The 26,203-nt window shown below is 44.7% G+C and carries 24 protein-coding genes and 1 pseudogene; 6 read left to right on the top strand and 19 right to left on the bottom strand.

Annotated features, from left to right (window positions below; genetic code table 11):
* Positions 1 to 44: 44 nt before the first annotated feature.
* The 3 genes from NR195_RS02590 to NR195_RS02580 all read right to left on the bottom strand — a co-directional run bounded on the left by NR195_RS02590 (position 45) and on the right by NR195_RS02580 (position 1,994).
* The gene (locus tag NR195_RS02590; RefSeq protein ID WP_245115174.1) at positions 45 to 473 is read right to left on the bottom strand and encodes a GFA family protein; all 429 of its coding nucleotides are present in this window, start codon (positions 471 to 473) and stop codon (positions 45 to 47) included.
* A gap of 185 nt (positions 474 to 658) precedes the next feature.
* Positions 659 to 1,288, bottom strand: coding sequence for a LysE family translocator (locus NR195_RS02585; RefSeq protein WP_010247507.1), 630 nt, complete (start codon positions 1,286 to 1,288; stop codon positions 659 to 661).
* 196 nt (positions 1,289 to 1,484) lie between these two features.
* Positions 1,485 to 1,994, bottom strand: coding sequence for a GNAT family N-acetyltransferase (locus NR195_RS02580; protein ID WP_052271221.1), 510 nt, complete (start codon positions 1,992 to 1,994; stop codon positions 1,485 to 1,487).
* A 63-nt stretch (positions 1,995 to 2,057) separates the two neighbouring features.
* Between NR195_RS02580 and NR195_RS02575 the strand changes: the two genes are divergently transcribed.
* A complete protein-coding gene (locus NR195_RS02575; protein WP_052271222.1) occupies positions 2,058 to 2,636 on the top strand; it encodes an XRE family transcriptional regulator in 579 nt (192 codons plus the stop codon).
* Between the two features lie 399 nt (positions 2,637 to 3,035).
* On the opposite strand, the gene NR195_RS02570 is transcribed toward NR195_RS02575, so the two are convergent.
* The 11 genes and pseudogenes from NR195_RS02570 to NR195_RS02520 form a co-directional block, all read right to left on the bottom strand.
* Positions 3,036 to 4,079, bottom strand: a complete 1,044-nt coding sequence (locus NR195_RS02570) for a DAPG hydrolase family protein (protein WP_256844049.1) — start codon at positions 4,077 to 4,079, stop codon at positions 3,036 to 3,038.
* A gap of 71 nt (positions 4,080 to 4,150) precedes the next feature.
* The gene (locus tag NR195_RS02565) at positions 4,151 to 4,999 is read right to left on the bottom strand and encodes an alpha/beta hydrolase (protein WP_010670712.1); all 849 of its coding nucleotides are present in this window, start codon (positions 4,997 to 4,999) and stop codon (positions 4,151 to 4,153) included.
* A gap of 34 nt (positions 5,000 to 5,033) precedes the next feature.
* A complete protein-coding gene (locus NR195_RS02560; protein ID WP_256844048.1) occupies positions 5,034 to 5,768 on the bottom strand; it encodes a fimbria/pilus periplasmic chaperone in 735 nt (244 codons plus the stop codon).
* Positions 5,734 to 7,047, bottom strand: a complete 1,314-nt coding sequence (stbD, locus tag NR195_RS02555) for a fimbrial usher protein StbD (RefSeq protein ID WP_228312792.1) — start codon at positions 7,045 to 7,047, stop codon at positions 5,734 to 5,736. Before stbD ends, NR195_RS02560 begins: the two co-directional genes overlap by 35 nt.
* An 18-nt stretch (positions 7,048 to 7,065) precedes the next feature.
* Positions 7,066 to 9,633 carry a fimbrial outer membrane usher protein gene (locus tag NR195_RS02550; protein ID WP_372340744.1) on the bottom strand — a complete coding sequence of 856 codons (2,568 nt, stop codon included), beginning with the start codon at positions 9,631 to 9,633 and terminating at the stop codon, positions 7,066 to 7,068.
* Positions 9,605 to 10,363, bottom strand: a complete 759-nt coding sequence (locus NR195_RS02545) for a fimbria/pilus periplasmic chaperone (protein ID WP_256844047.1) — start codon at positions 10,361 to 10,363, stop codon at positions 9,605 to 9,607. The genes NR195_RS02550 and NR195_RS02545 overlap by 29 nt, the downstream gene beginning before the upstream one ends.
* Positions 10,364 to 10,417: 54 nt before the next feature.
* Positions 10,418 to 10,963 carry a fimbrial protein gene (locus NR195_RS02540; protein WP_073970676.1) on the bottom strand — a complete coding sequence of 182 codons (546 nt, stop codon included), beginning with the start codon at positions 10,961 to 10,963 and terminating at the stop codon, positions 10,418 to 10,420.
* Positions 10,964 to 10,987: 24 nt separating this feature from the next.
* Complete coding sequence (locus tag NR195_RS02535) at positions 10,988 to 11,602, bottom strand: hypothetical protein (protein ID WP_163799999.1); 615 nt, start codon at positions 11,600 to 11,602, stop codon at positions 10,988 to 10,990.
* Between the two features lie 481 nt (positions 11,603 to 12,083).
* Positions 12,084 to 14,696: pseudogene (locus NR195_RS02530) on the bottom strand (autotransporter outer membrane beta-barrel domain-containing protein); the annotation flags it as partial.
* Between the two features lie 107 nt (positions 14,697 to 14,803).
* A complete protein-coding gene (locus NR195_RS02525) occupies positions 14,804 to 15,100 on the bottom strand; it encodes a hypothetical protein (RefSeq protein ID WP_256844045.1) in 297 nt (98 codons plus the stop codon).
* Positions 15,101 to 15,140: 40 nt separating this feature from the next.
* Complete coding sequence (locus NR195_RS02520; protein ID WP_062759125.1) at positions 15,141 to 15,689, bottom strand: hypothetical protein; 549 nt, start codon at positions 15,687 to 15,689, stop codon at positions 15,141 to 15,143.
* Between the two features lie 446 nt (positions 15,690 to 16,135).
* Between NR195_RS02520 and NR195_RS02515 the strand changes: the two genes are divergently transcribed.
* Together NR195_RS02515 and NR195_RS02510 are read left to right on the top strand one after the other, a co-directional pair.
* Complete coding sequence (locus NR195_RS02515) at positions 16,136 to 16,990, top strand: transcriptional regulator (protein WP_256844044.1); 855 nt, start codon at positions 16,136 to 16,138, stop codon at positions 16,988 to 16,990.
* Between the two features lie 282 nt (positions 16,991 to 17,272).
* Positions 17,273 to 17,452, top strand: a complete 180-nt coding sequence (locus NR195_RS02510; protein ID WP_187514055.1) for a hypothetical protein — start codon at positions 17,273 to 17,275, stop codon at positions 17,450 to 17,452.
* A gap of 927 nt (positions 17,453 to 18,379) precedes the next feature.
* On the opposite strand, the gene NR195_RS02505 is transcribed toward NR195_RS02510, so the two are convergent.
* From NR195_RS02505 to NR195_RS02495, 3 genes are all read right to left on the bottom strand, one after another.
* On the bottom strand, positions 18,380 to 19,411 hold the full coding sequence (locus tag NR195_RS02505; protein WP_062759120.1) for a methionine synthase: 1,032 nt from the start codon (positions 19,409 to 19,411) through the stop codon (positions 18,380 to 18,382).
* Positions 19,412 to 19,438: 27 nt separating this feature from the next.
* Positions 19,439 to 20,419 (bottom strand): DUF1852 domain-containing protein, encoded by a 981-nt coding sequence (locus NR195_RS02500; protein ID WP_256844043.1) that lies wholly within the window; start codon positions 20,417 to 20,419, stop codon positions 19,439 to 19,441.
* Positions 20,420 to 20,880: 461 nt separating this feature from the next.
* Complete coding sequence (locus NR195_RS02495) at positions 20,881 to 21,591, bottom strand: IclR family transcriptional regulator (protein ID WP_010247520.1); 711 nt, start codon at positions 21,589 to 21,591, stop codon at positions 20,881 to 20,883.
* Positions 21,592 to 21,763: 172 nt separating this feature from the next.
* Here NR195_RS02495 and NR195_RS02490 point away from each other — a divergent pair, with 172 nt between their 5' ends.
* The 3 genes from NR195_RS02490 (at position 21,764) to NR195_RS02480 (ending at position 24,181) form a co-directional block, all read left to right on the top strand.
* Positions 21,764 to 22,456 carry an RraA family protein gene (locus NR195_RS02490; RefSeq protein WP_010247523.1) on the top strand — a complete coding sequence of 231 codons (693 nt, stop codon included), beginning with the start codon at positions 21,764 to 21,766 and terminating at the stop codon, positions 22,454 to 22,456.
* Positions 22,456 to 23,406: a hydroxyacid dehydrogenase gene (locus tag NR195_RS02485; RefSeq protein WP_256844042.1), complete on the top strand. Its 951-nt coding sequence runs from the start codon at positions 22,456 to 22,458 to the stop codon at positions 23,404 to 23,406. The genes NR195_RS02490 and NR195_RS02485 overlap by 1 nt, the downstream gene beginning before the upstream one ends.
* 376 nt (positions 23,407 to 23,782) lie before the next feature.
* Entirely contained in the window at positions 23,783 to 24,181 is a 399-nt protein-coding gene (locus NR195_RS02480; RefSeq protein ID WP_223565865.1) for a TonB family protein, read from the top strand.
* 253 nt (positions 24,182 to 24,434) lie between these two features.
* Here the strand turns inward: NR195_RS02480 and NR195_RS02475 are convergent, their stop codons facing one another.
* Together NR195_RS02475 and NR195_RS02470 are read right to left on the bottom strand one after the other, a co-directional pair.
* Entirely contained in the window at positions 24,435 to 25,628 is a 1,194-nt protein-coding gene (locus NR195_RS02475) for an MFS transporter (protein ID WP_256844041.1), read from the bottom strand.
* Positions 25,625 to 26,152, bottom strand: a complete 528-nt coding sequence (locus NR195_RS02470) for a GNAT family N-acetyltransferase (protein ID WP_256844040.1) — start codon at positions 26,150 to 26,152, stop codon at positions 25,625 to 25,627. The genes NR195_RS02475 and NR195_RS02470 overlap by 4 nt, the downstream gene beginning before the upstream one ends.
* Positions 26,153 to 26,203 lie beyond the last annotated feature (51 nt).

Below are 26,203 nucleotides of genomic sequence, written 5' to 3'. Positions count from 1 at the left end.
TGACTCAGTAACCCTTTTTGAATAACAAAGAAGCACCACTGCCATCAATCAATAAGCTTTAAGCTCGTCAGAAGAGAGTCCAGCGATTCTACCGGTCCGGAATGATTTGTCTCGGAACGGATTGTGTCCCAGGGCATGGCGTCATCAGTACAATAATCACCTGTGCACTGCATATCGGCAGGCTCACTGAGTAAACCAACCGGAAGCCAGATATAAGGCCTGCCACGCAACCGGTTAGGCACTGTGGAGCCACAGCTGGCGCAAAAATCGTTGCGATAACCGGTGGGTTTGCGCCATGACGCGATCTGGCTCTCACCGGAAATCCAGCTAAAGTCACTCTCTTTTACGATCGTTGCCAGGTTATAGCCGGTTCCACTCTGTTTTCTGCACAAAGAACAGTGACAACGGTAATAGCGCGTGGGGGTTACTGATATTTCGAAAGCAACGGTTTCACACAGACATGCGCCTTTCATTTCATCATCCTGTTCACTCAGATTCCTGGTTTGTCTGACTACTTGCCTGATCATAGTGGTGTTAAAGTAAGGGGCTGCAGAAGCGCTACCGCAACCCTGTCATTTTAATGCCGCTCCGGCTCATTGCATGATCTTTTGCGGATTTGAGCCAGAAGCGGATAACCCCTCGTACACCTTCATCAGTATTAACTGCGGCTGAAGACCAGTTTCAGCCCTGCCAGCGCAAAGCAGCAGGCTAATAGCGCATCGAGTCCGCGACGAATGCGACGGTAGAATGCGCCCATCATGGCGGTTGAGAACAGCAGAGCATAACCGCCGAACACAACCACGCAAATCACCGCACAGCCGCAGATGATTATCGGCAGCGTGGCGGCGACCACATCCGGCTTCAGTGCAAACGACATAATGGCCACCCAGGTAAGAATCGCTTTGGGATTGCCGATATGCATTAGGATACCCTGACGAAACAGTCTGCCATATGCGACCCGCTCATCGCTGGCTTTAAAATCGCTGGCCTCAGTGCGGCGTAACGCAGATTTGCCGGCTTTAAACGCCAGCCATAACAGATATAACCCTCCGCCAATTTTTAGCACGATCAGCAACTGTGCGAAGGTGGCCAGCACGGTCAGCACACCGCAGGCGGCCAGCAGCGCCCAGAGCATCGAACCACTCACGACACCCGCAGCCAGCGCCAGTGCGGCACCTCTGCCCTTTTTCATTGCCGTTCCCATTATCGCCATATTACTTGGCCCGGGACTGGCTGTAGCGACAAAGTAGGTGGTGAAGATCAGGATTAATTCGTGCGAAAGCGCCATGATGTCCTCAGCGATGGGTTGTTATTTATCTGTTATATCGGCTGACGTGCAAATTTGCTATCTCCTGGTTCGTTGCGGCTTCGTTTCTCGCTTTAAACGATCTGCAGCAATCAAACATTTACCAGACATAGCTTTCTTCTGCGGGGATCGGCATCCTGCCGGAAGTATCATCAAAGGATTCGCTTTAAGGGACAACTCAGGGTCGTTTACGTTCATCCAGACGCAGCTGCAAAAATGTCAAATCCAGCCAGCGTCCAAACTTAGTTCCAACCTCCGTCATTCTGCCAGACTCAATAAATCCCAGTTTTTTATGCAGGGCTATGGATGCTGCATTTTCCGATTCAATCGCCGCCACCATAACGTGCTTCCCGGCTTCGCGAGCAAGCTGGATAAGCCCCTGCATCAGGGCGGCACCCGCGCCTTTACCTCGTACATCTTTATGAACGTAAACCGAATGCTCAACCGTATGACGATATCCGTCCCAGGGACGCCAGTCACCATAAGAGGCATATCCCAGCACGGTATCATCTTTGTCTGTCGCCACAATCACAGGAAAACCGGCCTGCTGGCGGCTGTTTATCCACGCGATGCGGTTAGCCACATCAATACGATTTTCATTCCAGATCGCGGTGGTGTTAAGCACCGCGTCGTTATAAATCTCTGCGATGATTTCAGCATCGCTCTCTACAGCCGCACGGATAATCATGGTGGACACCCCTTTGCTCACTCACTAAAGTAGATGAATTGTTCACTATGATAGTTATCCATTATGTTAGATAAAAAGTCCAGCAAAGAAGACAACCTGAACTTCCGCATCGGTCAGAAGGTAAAAGAGGAAAGGGAAAAACGCGGCTGGTCACTTACCGAGCTGGCTGATAACTCAGGCGTTTCACGGGCGATGATCCATAAGATTGAGCGTGGGGAGAGCAGCCCGACGGCGGTTCTGTTAGCGCGCCTCTCAGGCTCGTTTGATATGACTATCTCACAGCTGCTTGCTCAGACTGAAGTGCAAACCGGGACGCTGGTCAGGCATGAAAATCAGCCGGTGTGGCAGGATCCGGAAACCGGCTATCTGCGTCGCCACGTTTCACCGGGCGAGATGCCGGTCGATCTGGTCAGTGTCGAATTGCCGGCAAATACCGCTGTGCCGATGCCGGCAATCTCCTATGTTTCAAGACGCCAGCTGATATGGGTAATTGAAGGGACACTGACTTTTGAAGCAGGTACCAGCACCTATGAGATGGCTGCTGGCGACTGTCTGGAACTGGGCGATCCGGCTGACTGCGTGTTCAGAAATAAAACGACTCAGGGCTGTCGATATGCCGTTATCGTACTCCGGCCTGCCTGATTAACCAGTGACGTACACAAACAAGTGATACGTAAAAAATGACTCGATTGGAGGAAGAACATAATGGCTGATAACTTTTTAAAAGCAGCGATTACCGGTATCAGCAGGGCTATATTTAAAAATAAGAGTTGCTGATTAAAAATGAAATAGTTTTGACTCCATAAATATCGTCCGGGGGATAATTAATGAAGCTTTTGACCCATGGAATTACGCAGGTCTTTGCAGTCGATGGTGGGTAAAATACACTGAAGTTCTTAAGTTCGTTATGGCACATATTCAATATAATCGGTTAAACAGAGAAGGTAAAAAAACCGGGACAGAGGCCCCGGCAAAACACAAAAATACTCATGGAATCTTTCATATTCGCTGTCGTCTGATATTTTCCTGTCTTATCTGTTATCAGGCAAATTCCTTATAAATATGAGGCAGGAAGCGTCCCAGCGACGTAAATTCTGTCATATCATGCACTGCCATTTCATATGCAAATAACTCTAACGATTCCGCGTTCATACCTGCCCTGGTAATGTATTCTTCAGAAAGCTTTGCTCCGTTTGGAAAATTTGAAAAGCGATTCCACGACGGATGTGTCCCTATCCAGTAACGGTTTATCATTTGCATACCAGCTGGAGTATCACGCCCAAGATGAATCATCATGACCAGTGGTGTTAAGCGATGATCATAAGGGGTAATTATGCCACTAGCGTTAAAGGTGAAATTGTTTCGTCTCAGTAGTTCACTATCTAAACCCAGGCTTTCCGGAGCGTCAAAATTAATAATTCCATCGAGATAGTTCTCACCGATATATTCAATTATGTGATTAGGGTTTCCGTATATGCGCTTATCATAACTCAGACTGCTATCAGCTAATCGCTTAGGATCTGCAACAGAATTATGAACATGTGCATGAGGGAACCACAGATAATAACGCTCACTTTCAACTGGATGCCAGGTAAACCACCACCTGAACATATCCGTCGTTACTCCAGGAAAGAGATGCTGGCTTTGCGCATAAGCACATGGCCCATCTTCAACTACACCGTATCCGGATGGTGGATACTTATCGAAATCTTCTAATAAAACCTTTAGCCCCTCAATTGTCGGAGGCAGGATGTGATTTTTTGCTAATGGACCCTTTTCCAGAGAAGTAACCATTTCGAGTGGAGCATCAAGTCTGCTGTTAAAGAAGTGCGAATAGGGTTTTCCCTGTATCTCTTTTTCATTGACCCTCAAACGTTTTTGCATAGGCACCTGAAAATAGGTTATAAGAGTTTTGTTTAATGAAGCCCCTGCATTAAATAAATTTTCAGTTACTGATGAGTTGTTATAAACAGACGAACCGCTCGTAGCATAAACATTATTAAGTAACGAATGTGATAAAAAAGCGCTACCCGTCAGTAAAGGAATACTTCTTAGTAATTTACGGCGTGAGAGTTTTAACTTCATGTTGTAGCCTTTTAAAAATGCGAATAGATAAAATTGCATAAAAACCGAAATTATTACTACAGCCTAATAAGTTAGTATATTTTAGGAGTGCCCGGTTTTTTCAGAGTCATGAATTGCTTCATAAGAAACCCATCAGGATTAGCTAAATCATCTAATATGGTGAAATGGGTTGCCATGGGAAGAGTAAACATTTTCACTGATTTATCAATCCTGACTAATTCGTCTGCATAACAGCTTGACTGCCTTATAAGTTCAGGTAACTCATCGCCACCAACCGAAACCAGCGTTGGAGCACCTTTTTCCAGATGAAAAAGTGGGCTATATAATTTTATTTCTACAGGCGTTAACTTTAATTTATCTTGCAACCAACACATACTTATCGGATTAAGATCCACGAGTGCACTGATCATATGTACCCTGGATATAGCATGATGTGAGCGGTAAAGTGCGGCAAGATGTCCACCTGCGGAATGACCAGCCAGGTATAGCGGACTATCGCGTACCCCTAGGAAATCCTGATCGTCTTTGATTTTCTTAATCAGGTGCCCGATTTCATTAACGATTTCTGTCATTGTTGCATCAGGTGCAAGAGTATATTCAGCCAAAATGACATTCATGCCGTTTGCGTGAGGTCCCTGCGCAATAAAGGCAAAATCTTCTTTATTACAATTTGTCCAATACCCACCATGTATAAAAATATAAGTAGGCGAGTTTTTTATACCAGATGACAGGAAGTCGTAGCGTTGCCGGGGCTTACGGCCATAAGACCGATCACGGATCCAGTGATACTTTTTGTAGAGCGCACGACTTCTCGCTTGTAGTTTTTTTAATAATCCATCGAAATCTTTGACAATTGCAGTATTGTTGTAAGCTTCATCCAGTTCTGTTTCAGTCATACCATGATAAAGATTATTTTGCATTACAACCTCCGAGTGTTGCCTTATTAATTGCATTTTATTTAAGAGAATCATAAAGTGAAGTGATTTTTGTAGTATGCATAACAGAGAACCCACTATCACCTATAACTTCATAATTTATTTTATCTTCTGTTATTTCTCTTTCTGTCTGGATTGACGCTTCAGCAAGCGGACCGATCATGATTTTACTTATTTTTTTGAACCCAGGAATACTGACATTCAAGGATGCATACCATGCGGTAGGGTTGACAACCCTTAACTCAGCTCCTCTTTTTATAAACTTCAACTTTTGCATATCATCAAATGAAGGTGATCCTAAATGAGCAGGACGGACAAAAACTTTCAACCTCAAACGCAACGGGAAAAAGATCTTATTCATATTTCTGTCTTTTGACTTAATAATTGATGGTATTTGATAAATATTTAGCCAATAAAGAGATTCACGATCTGACGTCAACTCTTTCCTGGTCGTCAGTATGACACGCAAAGAACGTTTTTCATTAGGTAGTATCTTCAATACTGGCGGCAACACGATCACCGGTGTTTTGCTTTCATCAGGAGAAACATTGATATCCTGATCATCAGTCCATAGTTGAACAACAGCAGGACTTGAACTATTGTTATATAGATTAATAGTTTGAGTCATATCTGAAGAATTAAAAATCAGACGTGTTTTATCAACATTAACCGCTGCAAAAGATTCTAAACTTAAAATAAAAGTAGCGGCTATAAAAACATTACTGAAAACTGATAACAACTTGTAATTGCGCATTGACTGTACCTGACGAAACATTCTGCCCGCTGATAGCTTCAAGTGATGCAGTAAAGTCACCACTATAAATTTCTGCATAATCAGAAGATACTAATGAGGTAAGATCTTTATAGGCATACCAGCCTCGGATATTACCGGAACCTTTACTACCTTGCTCAGGCAGAAGATTGATAGGTGTACCAGTTTTATCATAAATTTTTATTCCAACCCCTGACGCGACACCTCCACTACCATAATTAGTGTCAAGAAGCCAGGTCAGACCCCCACCGCTATTTACCAGTCCAAGATTATTAGCCTGACGAACTGCACTTGCCTGATTAACTAAAAAACCCATTGCTACGTTTGCTGAACTACTTGTTGAGTTGTTCGTATCAGAAACCGCTCCGGCATCACATTGCAGACTAATGTTGAATGGGGTCTGACTACTTCCGCCACCACGTAATGCACCAACACTAATCGGGGGTAATATAACCAGTGAAGGATAATCTAAAACCTCACAAAGCGCCCCACGGATGTAAGTAACATCTTTATAAGTACTCCACGCAGCTGGCCATATATCATAGAATCCTGGGAAGTTACTGGCGCTATCCTGACCAGGAGAAAGGTTGTTAGTCGCGAGACCTGGTCCCTTAAAAGCTATGTAGCCACGCGGCTGTGTCATAAGATCGACATATCTGCTGGCACCATTCATATAATAATTAGTCGCATCGATTTTAAACATTTCGTATAAGACATCACTGAAAGCACTTGCAGGTACATAGATATATTTTTCATCAGAATACCAGCTATCAGCATTGAGTCTTCTGGCTTTCCAGAACCGGCTGTAATACTCACCCGTCGCCACATTTGTCATGCGCACAGCGACATTTTTAGCCACATCGAAATACGCGCCGTCTAATTCTGATACAGCATTTCTGCCAGCATATGTGCTATCACCATTTGTAGCATACATTTCATAGAGACTATCACTGTCATTAAGTTCACATCTGAAAAGAATCTGGTTTGGGCTGTAACTTTTATTGCTTGCTGAGTTAATAAAGCTAGCAACAGAACTCGCCAGAAGAGTACCTGATGGCTGGAAAGAACCACTGCTAAGGCTGACTACTGAAGGTAAACCTAAATTCCCAGAGCAAGTATCGCACGCCCCAGTCCATGGCGATGCGGTATATCCTGCTGATATCGCCTGAGCAGAAAGAGATGATGTACTTGTTACTTTTATGCAATTAGACAAAGCAGGAAAACTAAAACCAAAAAAAGAACATAATAATGAAATAATCATTTTTTCTTTTTTCATAATCTACGCCTTTTTACACGTGCGATTGAGATGAATAATTGACTCATTCATGGATCTATCAAGCTGATAACTGACCAGACAACGTTTCTTTTCATTATCTTCCCAGTCAACTCTTAATGTTCCTGAATTATTCGGTACCCTTGCATAAAGCTGCCCACCTTGCCCTATGACACCTATTAAATTACTTTCTGCATCATGAACTTCAGCACCCATAGGAGGCGTATCGCCTGCTTCAGTAACAAGGCTAATAAGGAGTGCTTTTCCCCTTATAGTGGAGAAGTTAACTTTGGCAATAGCACCCGCATAGGGAACGACTCGCTTGCTTCCGCCGCTTAATTCTGCATCAGGGTTCATTTTCAAAGTATTCAAACTTACATCGTTTGTGCGATATGGCGTTAGTGAAGGTAAAATTGCGTATCCGTAACTATCTACCACAGCACCTTGACCATTTTGAACCTCTGCGCCTTCCGCACCTTCTGCATGAATCAGAGCGAAAGTATCATTAGTGTAAGGCCCTGCCGTGATGCCACCTTTATGAATCAACACTGTTCCACTCATTCCTAAGCCAGCCTGTCGGTAGTGATCACCTTGACCATAATTCGCACGTAAGCTACCTATGCGGTTATTCTGTTGCATATTGGCACCAAATGTTGTTGTATCTCCATCTGATGAACTACGCGCATGATCTGTGCCTGCATATACTGAGTATGATAGTTCCCTGTTTTCACCAAGCGATCCTGTAGTAGAAACAATGGATGAGCGGGTTTCCTTTGATTGATTATAATTATATGAAACAGAGGAAAGGCTTCTACCCCAGTCCAGCGGTACAGAAACATTAAAAGAAAACGTATTTTCGGTGTATTTTTCACGTCGACTGTCATCCTGATTTTTATCAAAATCGAGACGACTTCTGCTATAATTCCAGGATGTTCTTTGTCGTCCGAAATTTAAGCCATAACTGATTTTTTTCCAGTTATTGTTGTAGCCTAATTGTAACTGAGTGATGCGTGATTGATTATTATAGTAGTCAGAAGTACTCGCACTCAGGCTAAGTAAACCAAGATTATCCATGGACTGACTAACTGTGGCAGACAGACGATTCCGCTGATGCAACGTATCGGAATAGTAATCAATATTCGAGTGACTCTGACGTCTAACACCAAGTACATCCTGTAGATCCCTGAATCCGCTGGTAGAGTAACGATAGGCAGCAAGAACTAAATTGGTCTTAGTCTGGAATGTTTTGCTGTAGCTAACTTCTCCTCGCCACCCTCTCAGAGTCTCATCATTTTCGACTTTTGCATTTGAAAAAGTACTATTAACGCCAATTGCTCCCGCGCTGGTTGACCAGACTCCCCCAACCAGCCATGCCTGATAGTCCTTAGCCAGTCTGGAGCCAGCCGTTCCGGTAATGCTGTTGCTTAAGCCTCTCTGCAAAATCCCCTCAAAAAATTCATTTTCAACTGAATAAAATTGTCTTACGCGGCCTAATGAAGCCGAATAATGCCAGGTGCCTGGACGAACAGAATCAGGGACTGAAGAATACGGGACAATGAATGTAGAACTTTTACCATTTGCCTCGATAACTTCAACTTTAAGGTCACCCTGGCTGCGCGTGTTATATAAATCATCAATAATGAATGGGCCGGGTGGAACATTTACTTCGTAAACTACCTTGTCAAGCTGCTTAACAACCACACGGGCGTTTGATAATGCAACACCATGCACTTCAGGGGCATAACCGCGCTTACCCTGCGGCCACATTCTTTCGTCGGTGGCCAGTTTAATCCCATTAAAAGATAAACTGCCAAACAGAGAATTATCAGTGTAATTGTCACCAATGGAAATCTGACTATTGAAATTTTCAAGTGGACGCTGTATCCATGTTCTAACAGAGTTATAATCATATGCACTGCTGCCCGTGCTGGCATCAATATAACGAAAATTTCCTTGATGACGCAGTTGCCATTTGCCTAAGTTAGTGCCTGCTGTAATGCCACTCCAAAGGTACTTATATTCAAAATCAGAATCAGTATTATTGGTCCATGTAAAGTTAGTATTATGTCTAAAAAATAACGCTGTAATTCCTTTATCCCACTCTGATGGAGGTATGTAACCTCGGGGTTTTCTATTTAACTCCGTCATGGGGATCGTGAGTTGTAAACGAAGTGAGGCTTGATCAAACTCCCAGCCTCCCTTTTCAGACCATTTTACCAGGCTCCTGCACGCATGAGTGGCTATGTCTTTATCAGTGATTTTTAACTGAAGTTTCTGCATTTGTTGTGGTGTCAGGCAAGGCTGTGCACCTTTACTATCGTGACTTTCTGTAAAATTAACTTTTTCCTGGGATGAAACAAGATTCCCGTTCAGATAGATATCAACAATATAATTACCTGAAGGCGTTGCATCATGGTTAAATTGGTCAATATTTTTCCCATAGGCAGTACCTTTGAACATAGATGAATCAAAAAAATAATCATCGCAATGACCTACTTTGGAAGTGCAGAAAGTAAAAATAAATGAGAATATAGCAAGTTTTTTATTATTTGTGATTAATGTTATATCTTTCACTTAATCTTGCTCCTTGATCATTAATCGCTGCTACGATTACTTCGCCATTGTCGTTAGGACGCAATTTTGAAGAGTTGAACCAAAACGTTTTTTTTGAAAACGGTGGAATCATCTCAGCATCACTTTTATAGGTTCCACTATTAATATTTGCTTTAATATCAACGATTGATGCATGCCATGGCTGAGGATTTTCAATTTCGACGCCACCTCCTTTTTTTAAATCGTACACATAAGTTAACTTCAGGTTGTTGAGAATATTCCCGGGGTTACCGATAGCAGCAGGCCTGTAAAATGTTTTTATTCGATTTCGGACTATAACTAACATAGCGTTTTTATTTTTTGAATCATCCAGATTTGAAGGTGGTATCTGTAGCATATTGAACCACCCAAGCGTCTCCCTGTCGGTTGCTAATTTTCTACTGGATGAAAAGATCACTCTGATGATTTGACCTGAGCGTGGCTGAATACGAAATACAGGAGGTGATGAAATAAAAATCGCATTATTTTGTTTTTGCGGTTGAGAATCAGTATCTCCATCATCAAACCAGGTCTGAATGACATAAGGTATATCGTCATTGTTTTTTAACAGTACATCCACCGAACCAGATTTTTCTGGATAAATTATCCTACTTCCTAAAATAGTAACACTGCCGTATGCATGACTAGTTAATAACGATAAAATTAAAAATATCGCACGAGCACAATAATTAGTAGGATTGAGTTTTTTCATTCTTTTTTCTCAGTGCAAAAACGATGCGCATTATATAATGCGCATCATAATTAATTACTGGTAAGTCACTGCATATTGAAGCGAAGCCGCAACAGTACCTGCGGTAGTACCACCTGTAGAATAATATTGTGCACTATAATCTGCTGAAGTTTCAGTAGCACCAGGTTCAAGAGTCAAATCGCCGCTACCATTAAAACCACTTGTAAGATCGATGACGGCATCCTTAGTGTCCAGCAGCTGAACTTCAACATTTTGCGCTGTACCACTATTAATCAGATTGCCAGAGGAACTTACATTATTACCAATGAAGACTGTAGAAATTTTGGTAGATGCGGTGCTATCACCCGTGCAACCGCTAAGTCCTACCGTAAATGCTGTCAGTCCCGCAGTAGCGCCACTTGTTGTAAGATCAGATTTACTCACTGTCGGCATTAAAACTACAGGCGATGCTGCATTGCCGTTAACTGTAACGGAGCAGGTTTCATCAGATACTTCTCCCTGGAAATTGATTGTGTTATCTGAAGCAGAATAAGCTGATCCGGCGGACAGCGCTCCACAAATAAACAGGGAAAGGCATGCTTTATTTAATTTAATTTTCATTTCTTTATCACCTTTAAAAGTCTATTAGATGCAAATGAGCTGATGAAGATCAGCGCCCATTTTGCGGTGGATAGATTGTTTTATGTTGTAAACTTTCTTTTTGCCAAGGGACATTACCTTGGGCATGGCTGAAAGCGCACAACCTTGAAATGTCAGATCGAGAAATTTCATTTCATTTTCATTTAGCGAAATAATTCTTTTACTTTCACCTCCCTCCGTGTGGATACGATTACTGCAGATGACCTCATTGATATTATCGATGTTACTCCCCCGGTGAAGCATTTTATTTACAGACATATCATTCTCGGACCAGAAATTAGCAAGTGATATCATTTTATCATCACAAACAAGGATGATTACCAATCCGGTTTTCTTCAGGTTCTCCAGCCAATAACTGTTAGTGAAATATCGCAAGTTATAGATAGAGAAATCCACAAAAACGATATTTCGCAGTAGAGTACTTTCTTTTTTCTGTGGGAATGAAGATTTCAACCCCTCAATTAAATAATTATTATTACCCGGCCATACAGTGAACTTCTGAATTTCACATCTACCTATGAGTACATCTGTGTACGGTGTAATAAGGCATTTGCGCGAACAGCGTATGCAACACAGATTTGGTTTTATTAAATGTTTCATTAACTGCTCCATTCAGAGGTTTTGCAGATGAATCTATGTCTCTCAGAAGGTGCAATCATCCTAACGCAAATCACTTATTTTAGTGATTTATATTATTAATAAAGATAAATAAAGAACATTACTCTGATATGACAGGTTGATTCCGAACTGAAAAGTACTTTATATGCTGGGAAGGCGTAACACAGGTTTTCGCATTGTCTCTGTATTGCATTTGGTTAAAGGGAAGATAAGGAAGTGCCTTAGAACGGTTCCGGGAAAGGTTGGTTTTGTTATGCCTGCTGTAGATTCTCCTTGATTTAACACTCATGAGTTTATTCAACCCTGAGTATTATTGTGCTATAAATTGCAGAAGCATTTTAGTCGGCATAGGGAGTGTTAAAGATAGTGCAGGAAAATAACTAATACGAACAGGAAACCAGTAATCAGATTGTATAGTTCCTATGAATCAATAATCTGATTACTGTAATAGAGCTTTTCTGATTTAAAAACTAAATTTCAGGCCTAACATAGCCTGCGACTCAGAATACCCCTTACCTCCCATTTTCTGTGATACATAGCCGGTCAGGTTAAGTTCCGGAGCAATTCGTCCCTCAACACCAAGTTTTAGCTCCCCAATATTTCGGGTGCCAGCCTGACTAACAGTAACGCCATCCATGGTGATGCCACGTAATTCTGTATTATGTATCCATGATGTTTCAACAAATGGCTTAAAATTGCGCTGTTTTCCTTCATCCAGAGTACTATGACCTTTAAGGAAAGACTTCAATGCCAGCCGGGTAGTGATATTGTCATTTCCATCACCTCGTATTTCTGTGCCGTTAGATTCGTGGTGTGTATCGCTACGAATACCAGACCATGTAGCACTGATCAGCGGCTGAACGTACCAGTTCAATTCTTCATGACGACCTAAGTTACCCATAGCAATTACATAACCCGTCTCGAAGGTGATGTTCAGGCCTTTAGAATCATATTTCTCAGCACTGAGTCCTTCACCATTAATTGTGTTATTAAACCAGCTGTATTGCAGCAAAGCATCAAGGTAAGGACCATGTTCGCTTGAACCATCACCGAACCAGGTAGAGTAAAGACCAAGCGTGTACCCCTTAACGATGCCTCGCGCGCTATAACCTGACAATATGGAACCGGAACGTATATGGCTGTAGCCATATCCTGCCAGCGCACCGATGCGTAACGAGGAGCCATTATCTGAATTAAATCTTGCCATATCCCCCCCCATTAATAGCGTGTAACTATTGGATCGGGTTTTCAGCTGTCCTGATTTATCGGTATAACGGGAATGACTACCCCTGTTTTTAATCCATAGACTGGTGCTTTTATCTTCGCCTGTAATGTTATCTGTATATTCCGTTTCCCCAAGCCTGTCGCTCAGGTTTGAGCGGAACATAGTGTCAGCGGCGATCAAACTGGCTGAATAAACGCCCCCCTCCGGGCGAAGAAGCTGGATTTTATTAGCATCAATCCCGGCATTGTCTTCACCGCTCTCAGTGACTCCGCCGTCGATATTCCCTTCGTGGCTTCCGCTATCTGAGTCGCCATTTTGACCTTCGTTACTGCCGCTGCCTGCACTACCGACGCCATCTTCATTGTTATCTGAATCTATACCGTTTCCTTCGTTGCCTCCGCCAGACCCGCTACCAGCTTCATTGCTACCTGAATCTATACCGTTTCCTTCGTTGTCTCCACCAGACCCGCTACCACCGACATCATCTTTATAGTTAGATAAATACCAGTTTGATGTTTCGTCGTTCTTCCCTCGGGTCAGATGATATTCAAATGCTCCAGCAACGATTCGGCCTTGCTGGACAAATTCCCCTGATGACTTGCCGCCTACAGTGATCAGTTCGATTCCATTGAGGGTTTGCGCTCCGTTTCCACCGAGATTAGTTACAGCAACGCGGGAAGTGCCGGTGGTATCTCCTGATATAAGGAGCCGATCGGAAATTGAATCATCACCTCCCAGCGTTGTACCGAAAACGAGTAAGCCGTTATTGCCAATATAATTGCCATTTACTTTCAAGGTTGTTCCAGGCTGATTAGCCGACACGATTACTTTGCCGGCATTTGTCAGGCTGCCAATCGTTTGGTTATAGCCATTGAGATTTAATGTGCCAGAGGATCCCACATCGTAAGTAGCATTAGGGCTGAAGGTATTTTCTGTGCCCGCCTGCAGAATACCACCTGAAATTTTAGTAGCACCCTCCCACGTATTTGGTGCTGTGAAAACAGTCGTACCATTATTATTTTCAACAGTACCTTTACCCTGAATGAGATTTGCAAACAGGTATTCACTTTCAGTATGGTTAAAATTTAGCCTGCCTTCACCCTCTCCAAAGCTGATCGTAGCATCAGGATTTAGCTTGCCCGCAGAAACAGCAGATAGCCTTGCAGGAGCACCAATATCAAACACGCCCGTTGAACCACTCTGCTGAGCAATCACTATACCAGCACTTTCTAATTCTCCTTCCTTTTGAAGGATAAGGTTTCCTCTGCCAGCTTTGCCTATAATCGTCTTCTCATTTACAGCATATATCCCCGAATTTAAACCTGTGATATGTACTTTTCCTGTTGCACCAGCAGCACCTCCAATAATAAGAGATCCTCCTTCAGGCGAAGGAGGGTATGATGCAATAAATATCTTTCCGCCATTCTCAACAGCAACCAGGCCGGTACCATTATCTTCGGCACCAACTGTCATAAACCTGTGGCTTAAGAAACTAGAACCGGCATCTGAAACATTAATAATACCGACACCCCCTTCCCCTCCAATTTTCGTATATTTATTAGTTACTGTTCCCCCATTGAATACATTCAGCTCAGCTATGCCATTAACTCCGACATAGGCATAACCTATTGAATCAGATCCCCAGACTTTAAGTGCACCGCCGTCGACATTGATAATGCCTTTAGAACCACTTCTATTAGCGACTCGAAGCGTTAGTGTCGTCACTTCACTGCCAGGGCTGATATAAAGTCTGCCTGTTCCATTCTCGCCTACAACTAATGTTCCCGAAGGTATTCTCCATACTGAGTTAAGTCCTGCAACATGTACGATACCTGTAGAGCCAGCCCCGCCGCCAATGCTTGAGCCCGATCCAGAAGCCATAATCCCGGCTCCATCCAGAATGTTCATTTCACCATATGATCCCTTACCGTTAGCAACTCTGAAACTGTTCTGTACATTTATCCATGCCTCTTTGATAGTAAATCTGCCACTGGACGCTTCCCCTTACCAATATAAAGGCTCTGACTACCGTAAACCTCGGATGCATTATCGATTTTCAAAGTGCCTGAGGGGAACATGTGGTCTCCCGAAGTATCTTTATCACCAACGATTATGTCCCCCTCATAGGATGAAAATGATTCACTACTACTTTTTTGATTAACATCCCCGTCGAATATAACATCTGCCCCAACAGGGGGAGACATAGAGGCGACAATAAAAAATATTGCTTTTTTTCTTTTCAATGAATTTTGCATGGCTGTAATCACCTGATGAAGTTATTAGCGACTTATTGAGCTACTTAATTACGGGCGGGCATTGATTGAATAATACTTTCGTTATATCTCTACCCAACTTTCGGCTTATCATCGGCTTGAGCTGATAAACCTTTTTAATTGGTAAGTACAGTGCTTTAGAAATACACATCGGATCTAATCCCTTCAATGAGAGATTAATATATTTTATTTCAACTTTATCCAATCTGTTAATTTTCTTATCTGAAGGAATATGTGAAATATAATGAGCCGCATTAAAAACTCCGATTGTTTTTTCCAGAGAAAAATCACTGTAAATCACAGCGCTAATCTTTCTCTCACGGATTCTCCAGTATTCAGCTAAAGGCTCTAGTACGCTGTCACAGATGAGTATTATTTTTCTTTTAGCTTTCTTTAACAGGATAATCCATTTATCATTAATAAAGCACCTGATATTGAGACATGAAAAATCAACAAACAAGTACTCTTTCCTGACGCTTTTATTTATACATAATGATTCAAGGGCACAAAGACCTGTTTTAAGGTAAAAGTTTGAGTCTGGCCATAAAATCAATTCATTCATAAACTCCATTTTGAGTGCTCCTTATCTTTTAACAGGCTTAATAATTTGTACCGAATCTCTATTGGAAGAAGAGACCTCCCCTTTATTAAATAGCTATGTCGTGCTTATACATTTCAGATAGTGAAAACAGTCGAATAGAGGATGGGTTTAAAATTTGGTCCTGGTTAACCCTACTCCACTACAATCTTCAGCATCATTTTCTCGGCACTTTGAGTGAGATAATTCTCACTTTTTTAAGCTTGATTGGGTATTTATTTCACCAAAAGGCAATAATAAAGACAAAAATTCTGCATAAATGATATTTAAAAGATTATTCGAGTATCCGGGGGTGTTTTTAGCATAAGAAAAAGATAGTATTAATGCATCTGTAGAGGCACGTTCCCGGATGACTGACTTGTCCCAGAAGATATGTATCAGTGATTTCAGCGAGTTGAGTGAATTCACAAGGAGTATTTATGTATTTTATTTTGAATAAAAGTATAAAGTTTATACCCGCAACCAATGAGTTATGCCTGGTTTTACATGATGGGAATAGCATACTTATATCGAATGCAGCTTCCCGATTACTTGATGAGCTGATACGTAATGTTAATGAAATTTCCACGCGTGATGAGCTTCTTCAAAAAGTATGGGAAGATTATGGCTATACCTCTTCTTATAACAATGTTTACATGGCAGTCAGCGAACTGAGGAAAGCAATTACCACTCTTGGCCACAGCAAGAATATAATTATTACCGTGCCAAAAATAGGCATTAAACTTGTCGCAGATGTTGATATATTTGAGTTAAATCGCGGCCAAAATAATAGATCACCTGGCCCGATACTTTCAGGCTCCGAGTCAACTTTAAATTCCTCTGAAGACACTATGTCTGATTTACAGAGTGAGAAAATTTCAGATGGAAGTCCGGGTATGCATGTTCTTGTGGAGGAAAGCAGAGCTGATAGAACTTTTCATAATTATCGCTGGTTAATCCTGCCTTTCATACTCCTTATAGGAATGGGGAGCCTTTACCTTCAGCATGTACAGGAATTCAGCATACAAAAACTAAGCCTTTATGATTCTTTCGATTTTCAAGCCTGCCGGATTTACATTATTAACAGGAGTGCTGGATATGACATCGCACAACTCAGAGATAATGCCTTGCATGTTATTGATGTAAATAAAATTAATTGCAAAAACGGCAATAAAAGCATTTATTTTCAGGGTAACTTTCTTCGCTCTGGGCTACTCGCAGAATATACACTTGGCATCTGCTCTCGTAATGAGAAAAAAAACTCCTGTGAGACTATTAAACATCTGGCGGGCTAAGAAATGTTGAAATCAAATAAAGTTTTCGTTTGGTCAGTTTGTGCATCGGTTATTTTCTCGGCGAGCATTAATTATGCATATTTTAAAAGCACCAGGCTCATTTACACGTGCTCGTCTGAGCTAACCCTGGCATATCCGGATGGATATAGAATTTACGCCTCCTTCATTGGCTTCAACTATAGCGATGGAAGTGGTTTATCAACATATCGTGGAACCGTTATAAACGGCGATAAAGAATACATCCTTAATTCCGACATGCCTTATAGAATTCAGGGAGCTAAAGTGAAATCTATCACCTACGGTCAGACCGTTAAGAAAAATAACGATACGGTTCCAGAAGATATTACGTTTAAAAAAATGCTCAGTAATGACTCAACTTACTACCTCTCTTTTTATGCATCGCCAGATGGTGATGTCATTGTTAAAGATAGAGGTTCTGTAACCTATATATGTTCTCATTAATATAGTTATATTTTTCTGATTATCTCATTATTACTCACTAAGTAGTGGATTGTTAAAATACCAATAAGTAGCTAACTCTGGTTAGCCTATACTTTTTATGATAATCTGCTTGAAGCGTGTTCAGCTGATTTATTATTAGTTGGGGGTTTTGATCGACTTTCAATAAATAAAATTTTTTTATTGAGCAGCATCTTTTTCTGCAACGGAAAATTTTAATTTTCCCATCTAAACTCTGAATCAGACGCAGACAGCACGGTAAACTCCTTGCAGAAAGCAAATGAATGTCGGCTTATCCCGATTATTGGTAGCGCGCCATACTGATGGTATTAGTTAACGTTCAAAGTATGACCGTGTGACTGCTATATAAAATCAAGTTTACGGATTTCCGGCACCGGGAACATCATGTGCAGCAGTAAAAGTCGTCAGGCGATGGCTATTCGTTTATTACTATGTAGTGAATATATCTGCTTAAGTCTTAATGAGAGGATAAACCTTTGCTGAAATAATATCCTGCTATCCTGCATCGCATCAGGAAAAGCGGGTCATTTTGAAAATTCGATTTGGTGACGTCACCTAGCCTGCGGCTCTTTTCTGGCAGCTCGTCAATCAATGGACCTGAGAGGGAAAACAGCCACAGCGCCAGTCTTCCATGAGCAGCCTTCATTTTCTGAAAAGATTTACCGAAAACAGGGTGTCGATACACAAACGCTTTAGGGATATGTATTTAAGAAATGACAGATAAATATAAAGATGCTCGTGATCAGAGATGGGATCGGATGGTGATAATAGTAATCCGTTTTGCAGAAAACTCTTTTGACCACCGCTTTAGAAAGTACAAATTCGGATGAGATCAGTCCGGAAAATTCCCGAAAACTGGCCGCATGATGCGGTCCGGACTGAGCCTGTTGAAGTGTGCAGAAGTGAGGACTATCTCCCCAGAATCTCTCTGCGGACAATCTCAGCGCCCGCACTTAACGCATGCAGTTTGCCATTGGCAACCTGACGCGGCAGTGGAATCATGCCGCAGTTGGTTGAAGGATAGAGATTTTCAGCATCCACAAACTGCAGCGCTTTGCGCAGCGTATTCGCCACTTCTTCAGGTGTCTCAATGGTATGGGTTGCCACGTCGATGGCACCGACCATCACCTTCTTACCGCGAATCAGCTCGATCAGATCCATCGGAACCCGCGAGTTCTGACACTCCAGTGAGACAATATCGATAGCTGAACGCTGTAATTTAGGGAAGACCTCTTCGTACTGACGCCACTCTGTACCCAGAGTTTTCTTCCAGTCTGTATTCGCTTTAATGCCGTAGCCGTAGCAGATATGAACCGCGGTTTCACACTTCAGACCTTCGATAGCGCGCTCCAACGCGGCGATGCCCCAGTCGTTCACCTCATCGAAAAAGACGTTAAACGCAGGCTCATCAAACTGAATAATATCCACGCCAGCGGCTTCTAATTCTTTGGCTTCCTGATTCAGAATCTTTGCGAATTCCCAGGCCAGTTTTTCGCGGCTTTTATAGTGATTGTCATAAAGGGTATCGATCATCGTCATCGGACCCGGCAACGCCCACTTAATAGGACGATCGGTCAGCTTACGCAGGATTTTCGCATCTTCAACAAACACGGGCTTCTGACGTGAGACTTCACCCACCACGGTCGGGACGCTCGCATCATAGCGATTACGGATTCGCACCACTTCACGCTTTTCAAAATCCACACCGCTGAGGTGTTCAATAAACGTCGTCACGAAGTGCTGACGGGTCTGCTCGCCATCACTGACGATATCAATACCGGCCCGAACCTGATCGTCCAGACACAGACGCAACGCATCTCTTTTGCCGTCGACTAACTCTTCATCCTGCAGTTTCCAGGGTGACCAGAGCACCTCTGGCTGCGCAATCCAGGAGGGTTTAGGCAAGCTGCCAGCAGTAGATGTCGGTAATAAGGTTTTCATAGCAGGTGACCTTCTATATTTAATTAATCAAAGAACAAATTCAGCAGACCATTGCGCGAGAAGTGTCTGATTCGGCTTAATAAAATGCGTGTCAGTAAACTTACCCTGTTCGACGGCCAGGCGGCTGCGTTCTTCGCGATCGTAAACAATCCGGGTTAACGAATAATCCTGATGCTGCAGCGTGGGTTGATAGCACTGTCCCGCCGCAGAATTGGCGTTGTAAATTTCAGGGCGATAGATCTTCTGGAAGGTTTCCATGGTGCTGATAGTGCTGATCAGCTCGAGATTGGTGTAATCGCTGAGCAGGTCACCGTGGAAATAGAAAGCCAGCGGCGCAACACTGCCCTGCGGCATGAAGAAACGCACTTTCAGACCCATTTTTCCGAAATAGAAGTCAGTCAGGGAAGGTTCATCCTGCTGATATTCAATGCCCAATACCGGATGCTGATTACCGGTGCGCACGTAGGTGTTTTTGCTCGATACACTCAGGCAGATAACCGGCGATTTACTGAAGTTCTCTTTATAGACCGCTGAGTTCACGAAACTTTTGAAAATATTGCCATGCAGCTGACCAAAATCATCCGGCAGGCTGAATTCAGTCTGACCTTTGTTATGTTCTGACAGAACAACGCTGAAATCATAATCACGCACATAGGAAGAGAAGTTATTGCCGACAATCCCCTCGGTGCGCTCACCGGTTTTATGATCCACGATATGCGTTTTTAAAATCTCAATCGCCGGGAACGATTCGTCGCTGCTTCCGGGACGAAGATTCAGCTCAGCAGAAATAATCTCAAGTTCAACTGAGTAGCGGTCGCCCTTTGGATTGTCCCAGTGCGCCAGAGAGTTGAAACGATTGTCGATCATCACCAGGGCGTTGTGCAGGTTTTCCTGACGTTTTTCGCCGCGCGCTAAATTAGCGAAGTTAGTCGTCGCCCGCGTATTTTTCGAAGGATTATAGTTTTCGTCGAAACGAATGCGCTTGAGGGTAAAGGCTAAGTTGTTCATCGCTATCGGGTATCCTGGTCGCTGATATGCGTTGTTGCTTTTAAGGGTTATCCAGCGTGGCTATCCCTTTACAACTATTCATATGACTCAAAGTTATTAACAATTCTTACTTTATGCCTCAACACCCGGTTGAAAAAAAGTGATTAAATTTCAACGAACATGAAGGAAATTCATGTTGGGGCAGTAAAGCGGGGAAATTTTCATGAGGCAGCGAGCCTTTTAACACCTGATGTAAAATCCGGGTGTAAAAAGCCTCGCACAAAGAGGGCCTAACAAGAGATGTCAGAGGTGGCGTGATCTTTCGCCTCAACTTATGGCACGGAGGATTTCATAATCCCATAATCAGGCACGCCAGCATGCTGTAAGTCATTAGCGGAAATCAATCGGTTCTCACCCGCAGAGCGTTAAACGCAGCACGGATGCGGCAACTGATACATCCCGGTCATGGCCAGGCAAGACGACTAAATTTTATAAACGTTATCACACATTACTTTATGTGCGCCTGATTTTACCGAAAGCCTGCACGCCGCCTCTTTCATCAGTTTTCCCATCTCACTGTCGCGCATCGACTGCGTCAGGCGTGAAGCCGGACCGGTTAATGCCAGCGCCGCGAGCAGTTTGTTACCTTCACCAAACACCGGTACGGAGAATGCCGCGATATGCGGATCGCGGATACCTGACGTGAAGAGCGGGAGTTCAGGTACAGAGTCAAACAGAGGTTCATTCAGCCCCCAGTAACGAAGCACCTGCCCGATGGCAGAATTATCCAGCGGCAGATAAGTGCCGGGCAGACGTGTTTCACGCAATCCTTCAGAGGGCTCCGCTCTGAAAAGACAGAGTCGTTGACCGTTTTCAATCACATACCATGTGGCGCTTTCGCCTGTCGCAGTCGCCAGTGCGTGAAGTTCAGGCTGAACGATACTGGCCAGATGAAAGGATTGTTCATAGAGCTTGCCCAGATAAAGCAGTCTTGGCCCAAGGGTATAAACGCCATTGTCGCGACGAATGACATAGTTCATGCGCTCAAGTGAGTTCATCAGACGATAAACTGTTGTTTTATGGTACCCGGAAAGCTGCGCCAGCGCGGTCAGCGTCAGTGATTCCTCGCCAGGCCTGAAACAATCCAGCAGCGCCAGCGCTTTTTCTACGGCAATTACGCCTTCATTCCCCATCGGTACGTCCTCCTGTTTGCGACGGCAGGCAGTTTACCGCGCAATTTGTGATTCACATCGTATTTACATCACAAATGAATGCTTAACACTGGTGCGAACTCAATTAACATCGATATAGTAGTTTTATATTGTACAACTTAGTTGTGCCTGATAAAACAAAGAGGATTAATCTATGCCCCATGCAGAGAATACCTTCATCAATCGCGACATTATCCGTATCGCACCAGAGCGCGTAAAACAGGCTGCTCAGTTTCAGGCGGCGATCCTTGCTGATGTTGCCGGACGACGCGGAACGCTGCACGGTCGCGTAAAACCTGTGTCCCCCACAATGAAAGTCGCCGGACCGGCTATCACTGTCGAGGTGAGACCGGGCGACAACCTGGCGATCCACGCCGCGCTGGCGATTGCCCAGCCGGGCGATGTCATTGTGGTCGATGGCAAAGGCGATATCAGCTGTGCATTAATCGGTGAGATAATGTCCACCCAGGCAGAAGCCTCCGGCATCGCCGGAATTATTATTGATGGTGCGGTGCGTGACGCCGATGCACTTAGCGCGAACGGCTTCCCGGTTTTCTCTGCGGGCCTGAATCCCTGCGGTCCGACCAAGTCCATTGCAGGACGCGTCAACTACCCTGTTTCTGTGGCGGGCGCAGCCATTCAGCCAGGCGATCTCGTCATCGGGGATATTGATGGCGTGGTGGTTCTGCCGCGTGAAGACGTTCCTGCGTTGCTCGAACTGGCGCAGAAAAAACTGGATTTCGAAACCAGCCGTATTGCAGCCATTCGTGATGGCGACCTTCGCGCGCCGTGGTTAGAGAAAGCCCTGCAAACCGCTGGCATGCTGGACGATGGGGAGACGCTCTGATGACAACCTCTTCTCCCGTGATCCTGGTGACGGGTAATGACCTGGCATCGCAGGCAATAAACCTGCTTAGTGACTTCAGCATTGTTTATGCCGGCAAACAGCCCAGCGAAGATAGCCTGTTCCAGTTCTGCCAGCAGCATAATCCTGTGGCGATTATCGTCCGATACGGAAAAATCAACGCCCGCATTATGGATGCCGCGCCTGACCTGCGGGTTATTTCCAAACACGGCAGCGGCATTGACGTTATCGACCAAAAGGCGGCGGCTGAACGTCATATCAGTGTTCAGTCAGCCCCGGGGGCCAACGCAGCGGCCGTGGCCGAGCATACCTGGGCGTTAATTTTAGCCTGTGCAAAATCGGTGATACCGCTTGATCAGCGCATGCGCCAGGGACACTGGGACAAATCGACCCATAAGTCGGTGGAGCTGGAGGGCAGAACGCTGGGTCTGGTAGGGCTTGGTGCCATAGGCGGTCGTGTTGCCCGCATTGGCCGTGCTTTTGGCATGAAGGTTCTCGCTTATGATCCTTTTGCCAGAACCTTTCCTGATGAGTGTGAATCCTCCTCACTTGACGATCTGCTGCGACAGGCAGATGTCATTTCGCTGCACTGCCCGTTAACCGAACAGACGCAACAGATGATTAACGCTGAGAAACTGGCTCTGTTTAAAAAAGGCGCCATCCTGGTGAACACGGCGCGCGGTGGTCTCATTGATGAAGAAGCGCTGTTAGCCGCGCTGGATAAAGGCACTGTCGCCTGGGCCGCACTGGACAGTTTTGCCACTGAACCCCTGACTGCGCCGCATATCTGGCAGAGTGTTGGAAATGTGATTCTGTCGCCACACATCGGCGGCGTCAGTGATAACTCCTACGTGAAGATGGGCACCGTCGCGGCCAGTAACATATTAAACGTACTGGCAGAACCATTGAAAAACGAAAGTCCGGTAGCCTGAACCGCCCTCTCCAGCCGATCAGACAGGTAACAGCGCTTTCTGGTCGGCTGGTTAATAGGTAAATCTGCTGCATTAGAGCGCAATGCTTAGCTGTCAGGGTTTCCGATACGAATCTTATTCTGTTCTATGCCGTCCTGGCTTACTTGCCTTCGCCCACATTAATAGGTTTATTACCCTTCAATCGTTAACGACTCTTCCCGCGTATTGAATGAGGTGGCTGCCTGCAGCGGTTTCTTTGAAGTGTTAATTGTAGGGCATGTGTTATGAAGGATATGTCCGCTATGAGCAAGGAGCGGATGACTAGTTTGCAGCAAGACGGGAGCAGGATTTATTGGGGTTATATCCACTGTTTTTTTGGATTATAACGCGATATTCGATGAGTTCAGCAAATGTCCTTCCGTTGATGTTTAAGTATAATGATAATGTTTATCAACAAAAGGATATTGTTATGTATGGGTTTATGATGATTCTGGCTGTTCTTGTACTCAATGCATGTACTACTTATTCACCTGTTAAAGTTGAACAACCCAAGCCCCTTCGACAAGATCGGCCCGTTTACCCATACTATGCGGCTAAGAACCGGATAGAAGGTATGGTTAAGTTTAACTTTGACGTTGATGCAGAAGGCAGGGTAAGTCAGATGAGAATTATCGAGTCTACGCCAGACCACTTGTTCGATGATGCTGTAATAACAGCCGTATCAAAATGGCGTTTCGAAAAGGGCAAACCTGCTAGGAATCTTCCCATGACTGTAAAATTAAAAGTGCAAAAATAGATTTAATTTTAAGGCTGCATAAATGAAAATTAATGACTGTAATTCAGGAGGTTATTATGGCTGAATGTTGTTCTTCTAAATATTAACATAAATTATTATCCGATGTCCGCTTCTGGCACAAAGCAGATATCTGCATCAGATAAAGTCCGATATGTGCGAAAAGCGAAAACACAAGATACGGATTAATCCAGATCAAATCCTGATAGTATCTCGAACCGTATCAAACGTTTTTCCCGGGCAGATGTAGTATTTTCTAATCTCGGCTCTGTACTCCTGAGCCGGAATGACGTCGCCAGAGCACTAAGGAAATCGCCGTAATGAACAGTGTCAGGAAAGCTGAAATAAGCAGCGTACCACCTACGCCGTCCCGTTCCAGCAGCATGGCATAAGCAGAAGGGGCAAGTGCCGCGAGAAAAAATCCTGGTGATAACAGCACGCCTGTTTTGCGGGCGTAATGTTGCGGATCAAACAGCACGAGAGGAAGTAAGGCCTTCACGACCGTGCACAGTCCGTTCACGGCTCCATAACCCAGGACGAAGAGGGCTGTAGCCACAGGCGTAACGTACCCCGCAAGGCCGGTCATAAAACAGAGTGGCAGCAGGATACCGGTAATAAGGTTCAGGCGTAGTGCGGAGATTCGTGCGCCGGAGGCCACGTCCAGCAGGCGGGCACTCACCTGTCCCACGCCCCAAAGCATGCCGGCCAGGGCAGGCATGCTATAAGCGGCCAGTATCTGGGGGAAATGCGTAGACACGCCGGTGGAGACAAAGCTGAGCAGCGCTATCAGGGCGGCATACCACAGGCCGCTGATAAATCCTTTTCGTTCCTCTGCGGTCCCTGCCGCCGGAAGCTCAGATCGACCAGCAGCGGGAGGTTTTACACGACGGCCTGCCGGAACGGCGGTCAGAAAAAGCAGGCCCACCAGACCCGCACACCCGTAAACGAGTAAGGCATGCCGCCAGTCGGTAATGTGCAGCAGGGCCGCGCCAGCAGTCCAGAACACAGCTGACGCGAGGCCGCCCAGCAGTGTAACCAGAGAGACTGCCCTTCGGGCCCCTGCACCTACGGTTTCCACAAGCAGGGCAAACGCAGCGTCATATAAGGCAAGGCGCATGCCGACTCCCGTCAGGACCCAAACCGCAATCCATGCCACCGTGGAATGGGTAATCGCCATCAGAAAACACCCAATGGTTATGGCGAAGGTTCCCGCCATCATCATCATGCGTCCTCCGGTCCGGGCCATGACGGAACCGGTCAGCGGTGAAACCAGTCCCATAACCAGCATGGCAACGGTCAGACCAGAGAATGTCACCACGGGAGACCAGCCCGTCTCCGCCATGATGGCGGCTCCGAAAACGCCCGGCATGTAGAACGTAATACCCCAGTTAATAAGCTGTGTCATACCGATACAGAAAATGCTGCGGCCTGTCAGATGTCCGGCTGTCAAACTATGCTCTCCGCAAGCGTGGAGTCGCCCTGTCCAAGCGTGCGCTGCAGAATGACCGTATCGAGCCAGCGCCCGTGCTTGAATCCTACCGAACTGAGTGTGCCAGTGATGCTGAAGCCTGCGGCGCGGTGCAGGGCAAGGGAGGCAGTATTTTCGCTATTACCTACCACGGCCACGAGCTGGCGAAAGCCACGGGCTTCTGCCCAGGCTATCGCAAGGGATAACAGCATTTTGCCGTAGCCCCGCCCCTGACAAGTGGCGTCAATATAGACTGAGTCTTCCAGGGTAAACCGGTAGGCGCGCCGTTCCCTGTAAAATGACAGGTAGCAGTATCCCCGGACTTGCCCATCATCAACCGCCACAAACCAGGGCAGTCCTGCTGAACGCACCTTTTTCAGGCGGGCTGCCATTTCAGGTACATCTGGCGGTTCGGTTTCAAAAGTGGCGGTGCCATGTAATACGTGATAAGCATAAATCTGCTGGATAGCAGTAATATGTCTTTCATCTGCTTCAGTTATTTCCATCGGTATTGCTCTTTATCCGGTCAGAAACAAAGATTAACCCGGGTAAATAAT

It is taken from the genome of Pantoea sp. Ft-CA_14 (assembly GCF_024520875.1).
GTDB lineage: Bacteria > Pseudomonadota > Gammaproteobacteria > Enterobacterales > Enterobacteriaceae > Pantoea > Pantoea agglomerans.
The sequence above is the reverse complement of the archived record's forward strand: the minus strand, read 5'-3'. Positions and strand labels throughout refer to the sequence as shown.

Coding starts and splice junctions, on each gene's coding strand:
- NR195_RS02565 (WP_010670712.1), bottom strand. CDS start 4,999: ATGCAAAATAATCTTTATCATGGTATGACTGAAACAGAACTGGATGAA.
- NR195_RS02580 (WP_052271221.1), bottom strand. CDS start 1,994: ATGATTATCCGTGCGGCTGTAGAGAGCGATGCTGAAATCATCGCAGAG.
- NR195_RS02575 (WP_052271222.1), top strand. CDS start 2,058: ATGTTAGATAAAAAGTCCAGCAAAGAAGACAACCTGAACTTCCGCATC.
- stbD (WP_228312792.1), bottom strand. CDS start 7,047: ATGATTATTTCATTATTATGTTCTTTTTTTGGTTTTAGTTTTCCTGCT.
- NR195_RS02520 (WP_062759125.1), bottom strand. CDS start 15,689: ATGGAGTTTATGAATGAATTGATTTTATGGCCAGACTCAAACTTTTAC.
- NR195_RS02500 (WP_256844043.1), bottom strand. CDS start 20,419: ATGAACAACTTAGCCTTTACCCTCAAGCGCATTCGTTTCGACGAAAAC.
- NR195_RS02470 (WP_256844040.1), bottom strand. CDS start 26,152: ATGGAAATAACTGAAGCAGATGAAAGACATATTACTGCTATCCAGCAG.
- NR195_RS02590 (WP_245115174.1), bottom strand. CDS start 473: ATGAAAGGCGCATGTCTGTGTGAAACCGTTGCTTTCGAAATATCAGTA.
- NR195_RS02525 (WP_256844045.1), bottom strand. CDS start 15,100: ATGCAAAATTCATTGAAAAGAAAAAAAGCAATATTTTTTATTGTCGCC.
- NR195_RS02485 (WP_256844042.1), top strand. CDS start 22,456: ATGACAACCTCTTCTCCCGTGATCCTGGTGACGGGTAATGACCTGGCA.
- NR195_RS02585 (WP_010247507.1), bottom strand. CDS start 1,288: ATGGCGCTTTCGCACGAATTAATCCTGATCTTCACCACCTACTTTGTC.
- NR195_RS02545 (WP_256844047.1), bottom strand. CDS start 10,363: ATGAAAAAACTCAATCCTACTAATTATTGTGCTCGTGCGATATTTTTA.
- NR195_RS02490 (WP_010247523.1), top strand. CDS start 21,764: ATGCCCCATGCAGAGAATACCTTCATCAATCGCGACATTATCCGTATC.
- NR195_RS02560 (WP_256844048.1), bottom strand. CDS start 5,768: ATGCGCAATTACAAGTTGTTATCAGTTTTCAGTAATGTTTTTATAGCC.
- NR195_RS02515 (WP_256844044.1), top strand. CDS start 16,136: ATGTATTTTATTTTGAATAAAAGTATAAAGTTTATACCCGCAACCAAT.
- NR195_RS02505 (WP_062759120.1), bottom strand. CDS start 19,411: ATGAAAACCTTATTACCGACATCTACTGCTGGCAGCTTGCCTAAACCC.
- NR195_RS02540 (WP_073970676.1), bottom strand. CDS start 10,963: ATGAAAATTAAATTAAATAAAGCATGCCTTTCCCTGTTTATTTGTGGA.
- NR195_RS02480 (WP_223565865.1), top strand. CDS start 23,783: ATGAGTTCAGCAAATGTCCTTCCGTTGATGTTTAAGTATAATGATAAT.
- NR195_RS02495 (WP_010247520.1), bottom strand. CDS start 21,591: ATGGGGAATGAAGGCGTAATTGCCGTAGAAAAAGCGCTGGCGCTGCTG.
- NR195_RS02570 (WP_256844049.1), bottom strand. CDS start 4,079: ATGAAGTTAAAACTCTCACGCCGTAAATTACTAAGAAGTATTCCTTTA.
- NR195_RS02535 (WP_163799999.1), bottom strand. CDS start 11,602: ATGAAACATTTAATAAAACCAAATCTGTGTTGCATACGCTGTTCGCGC.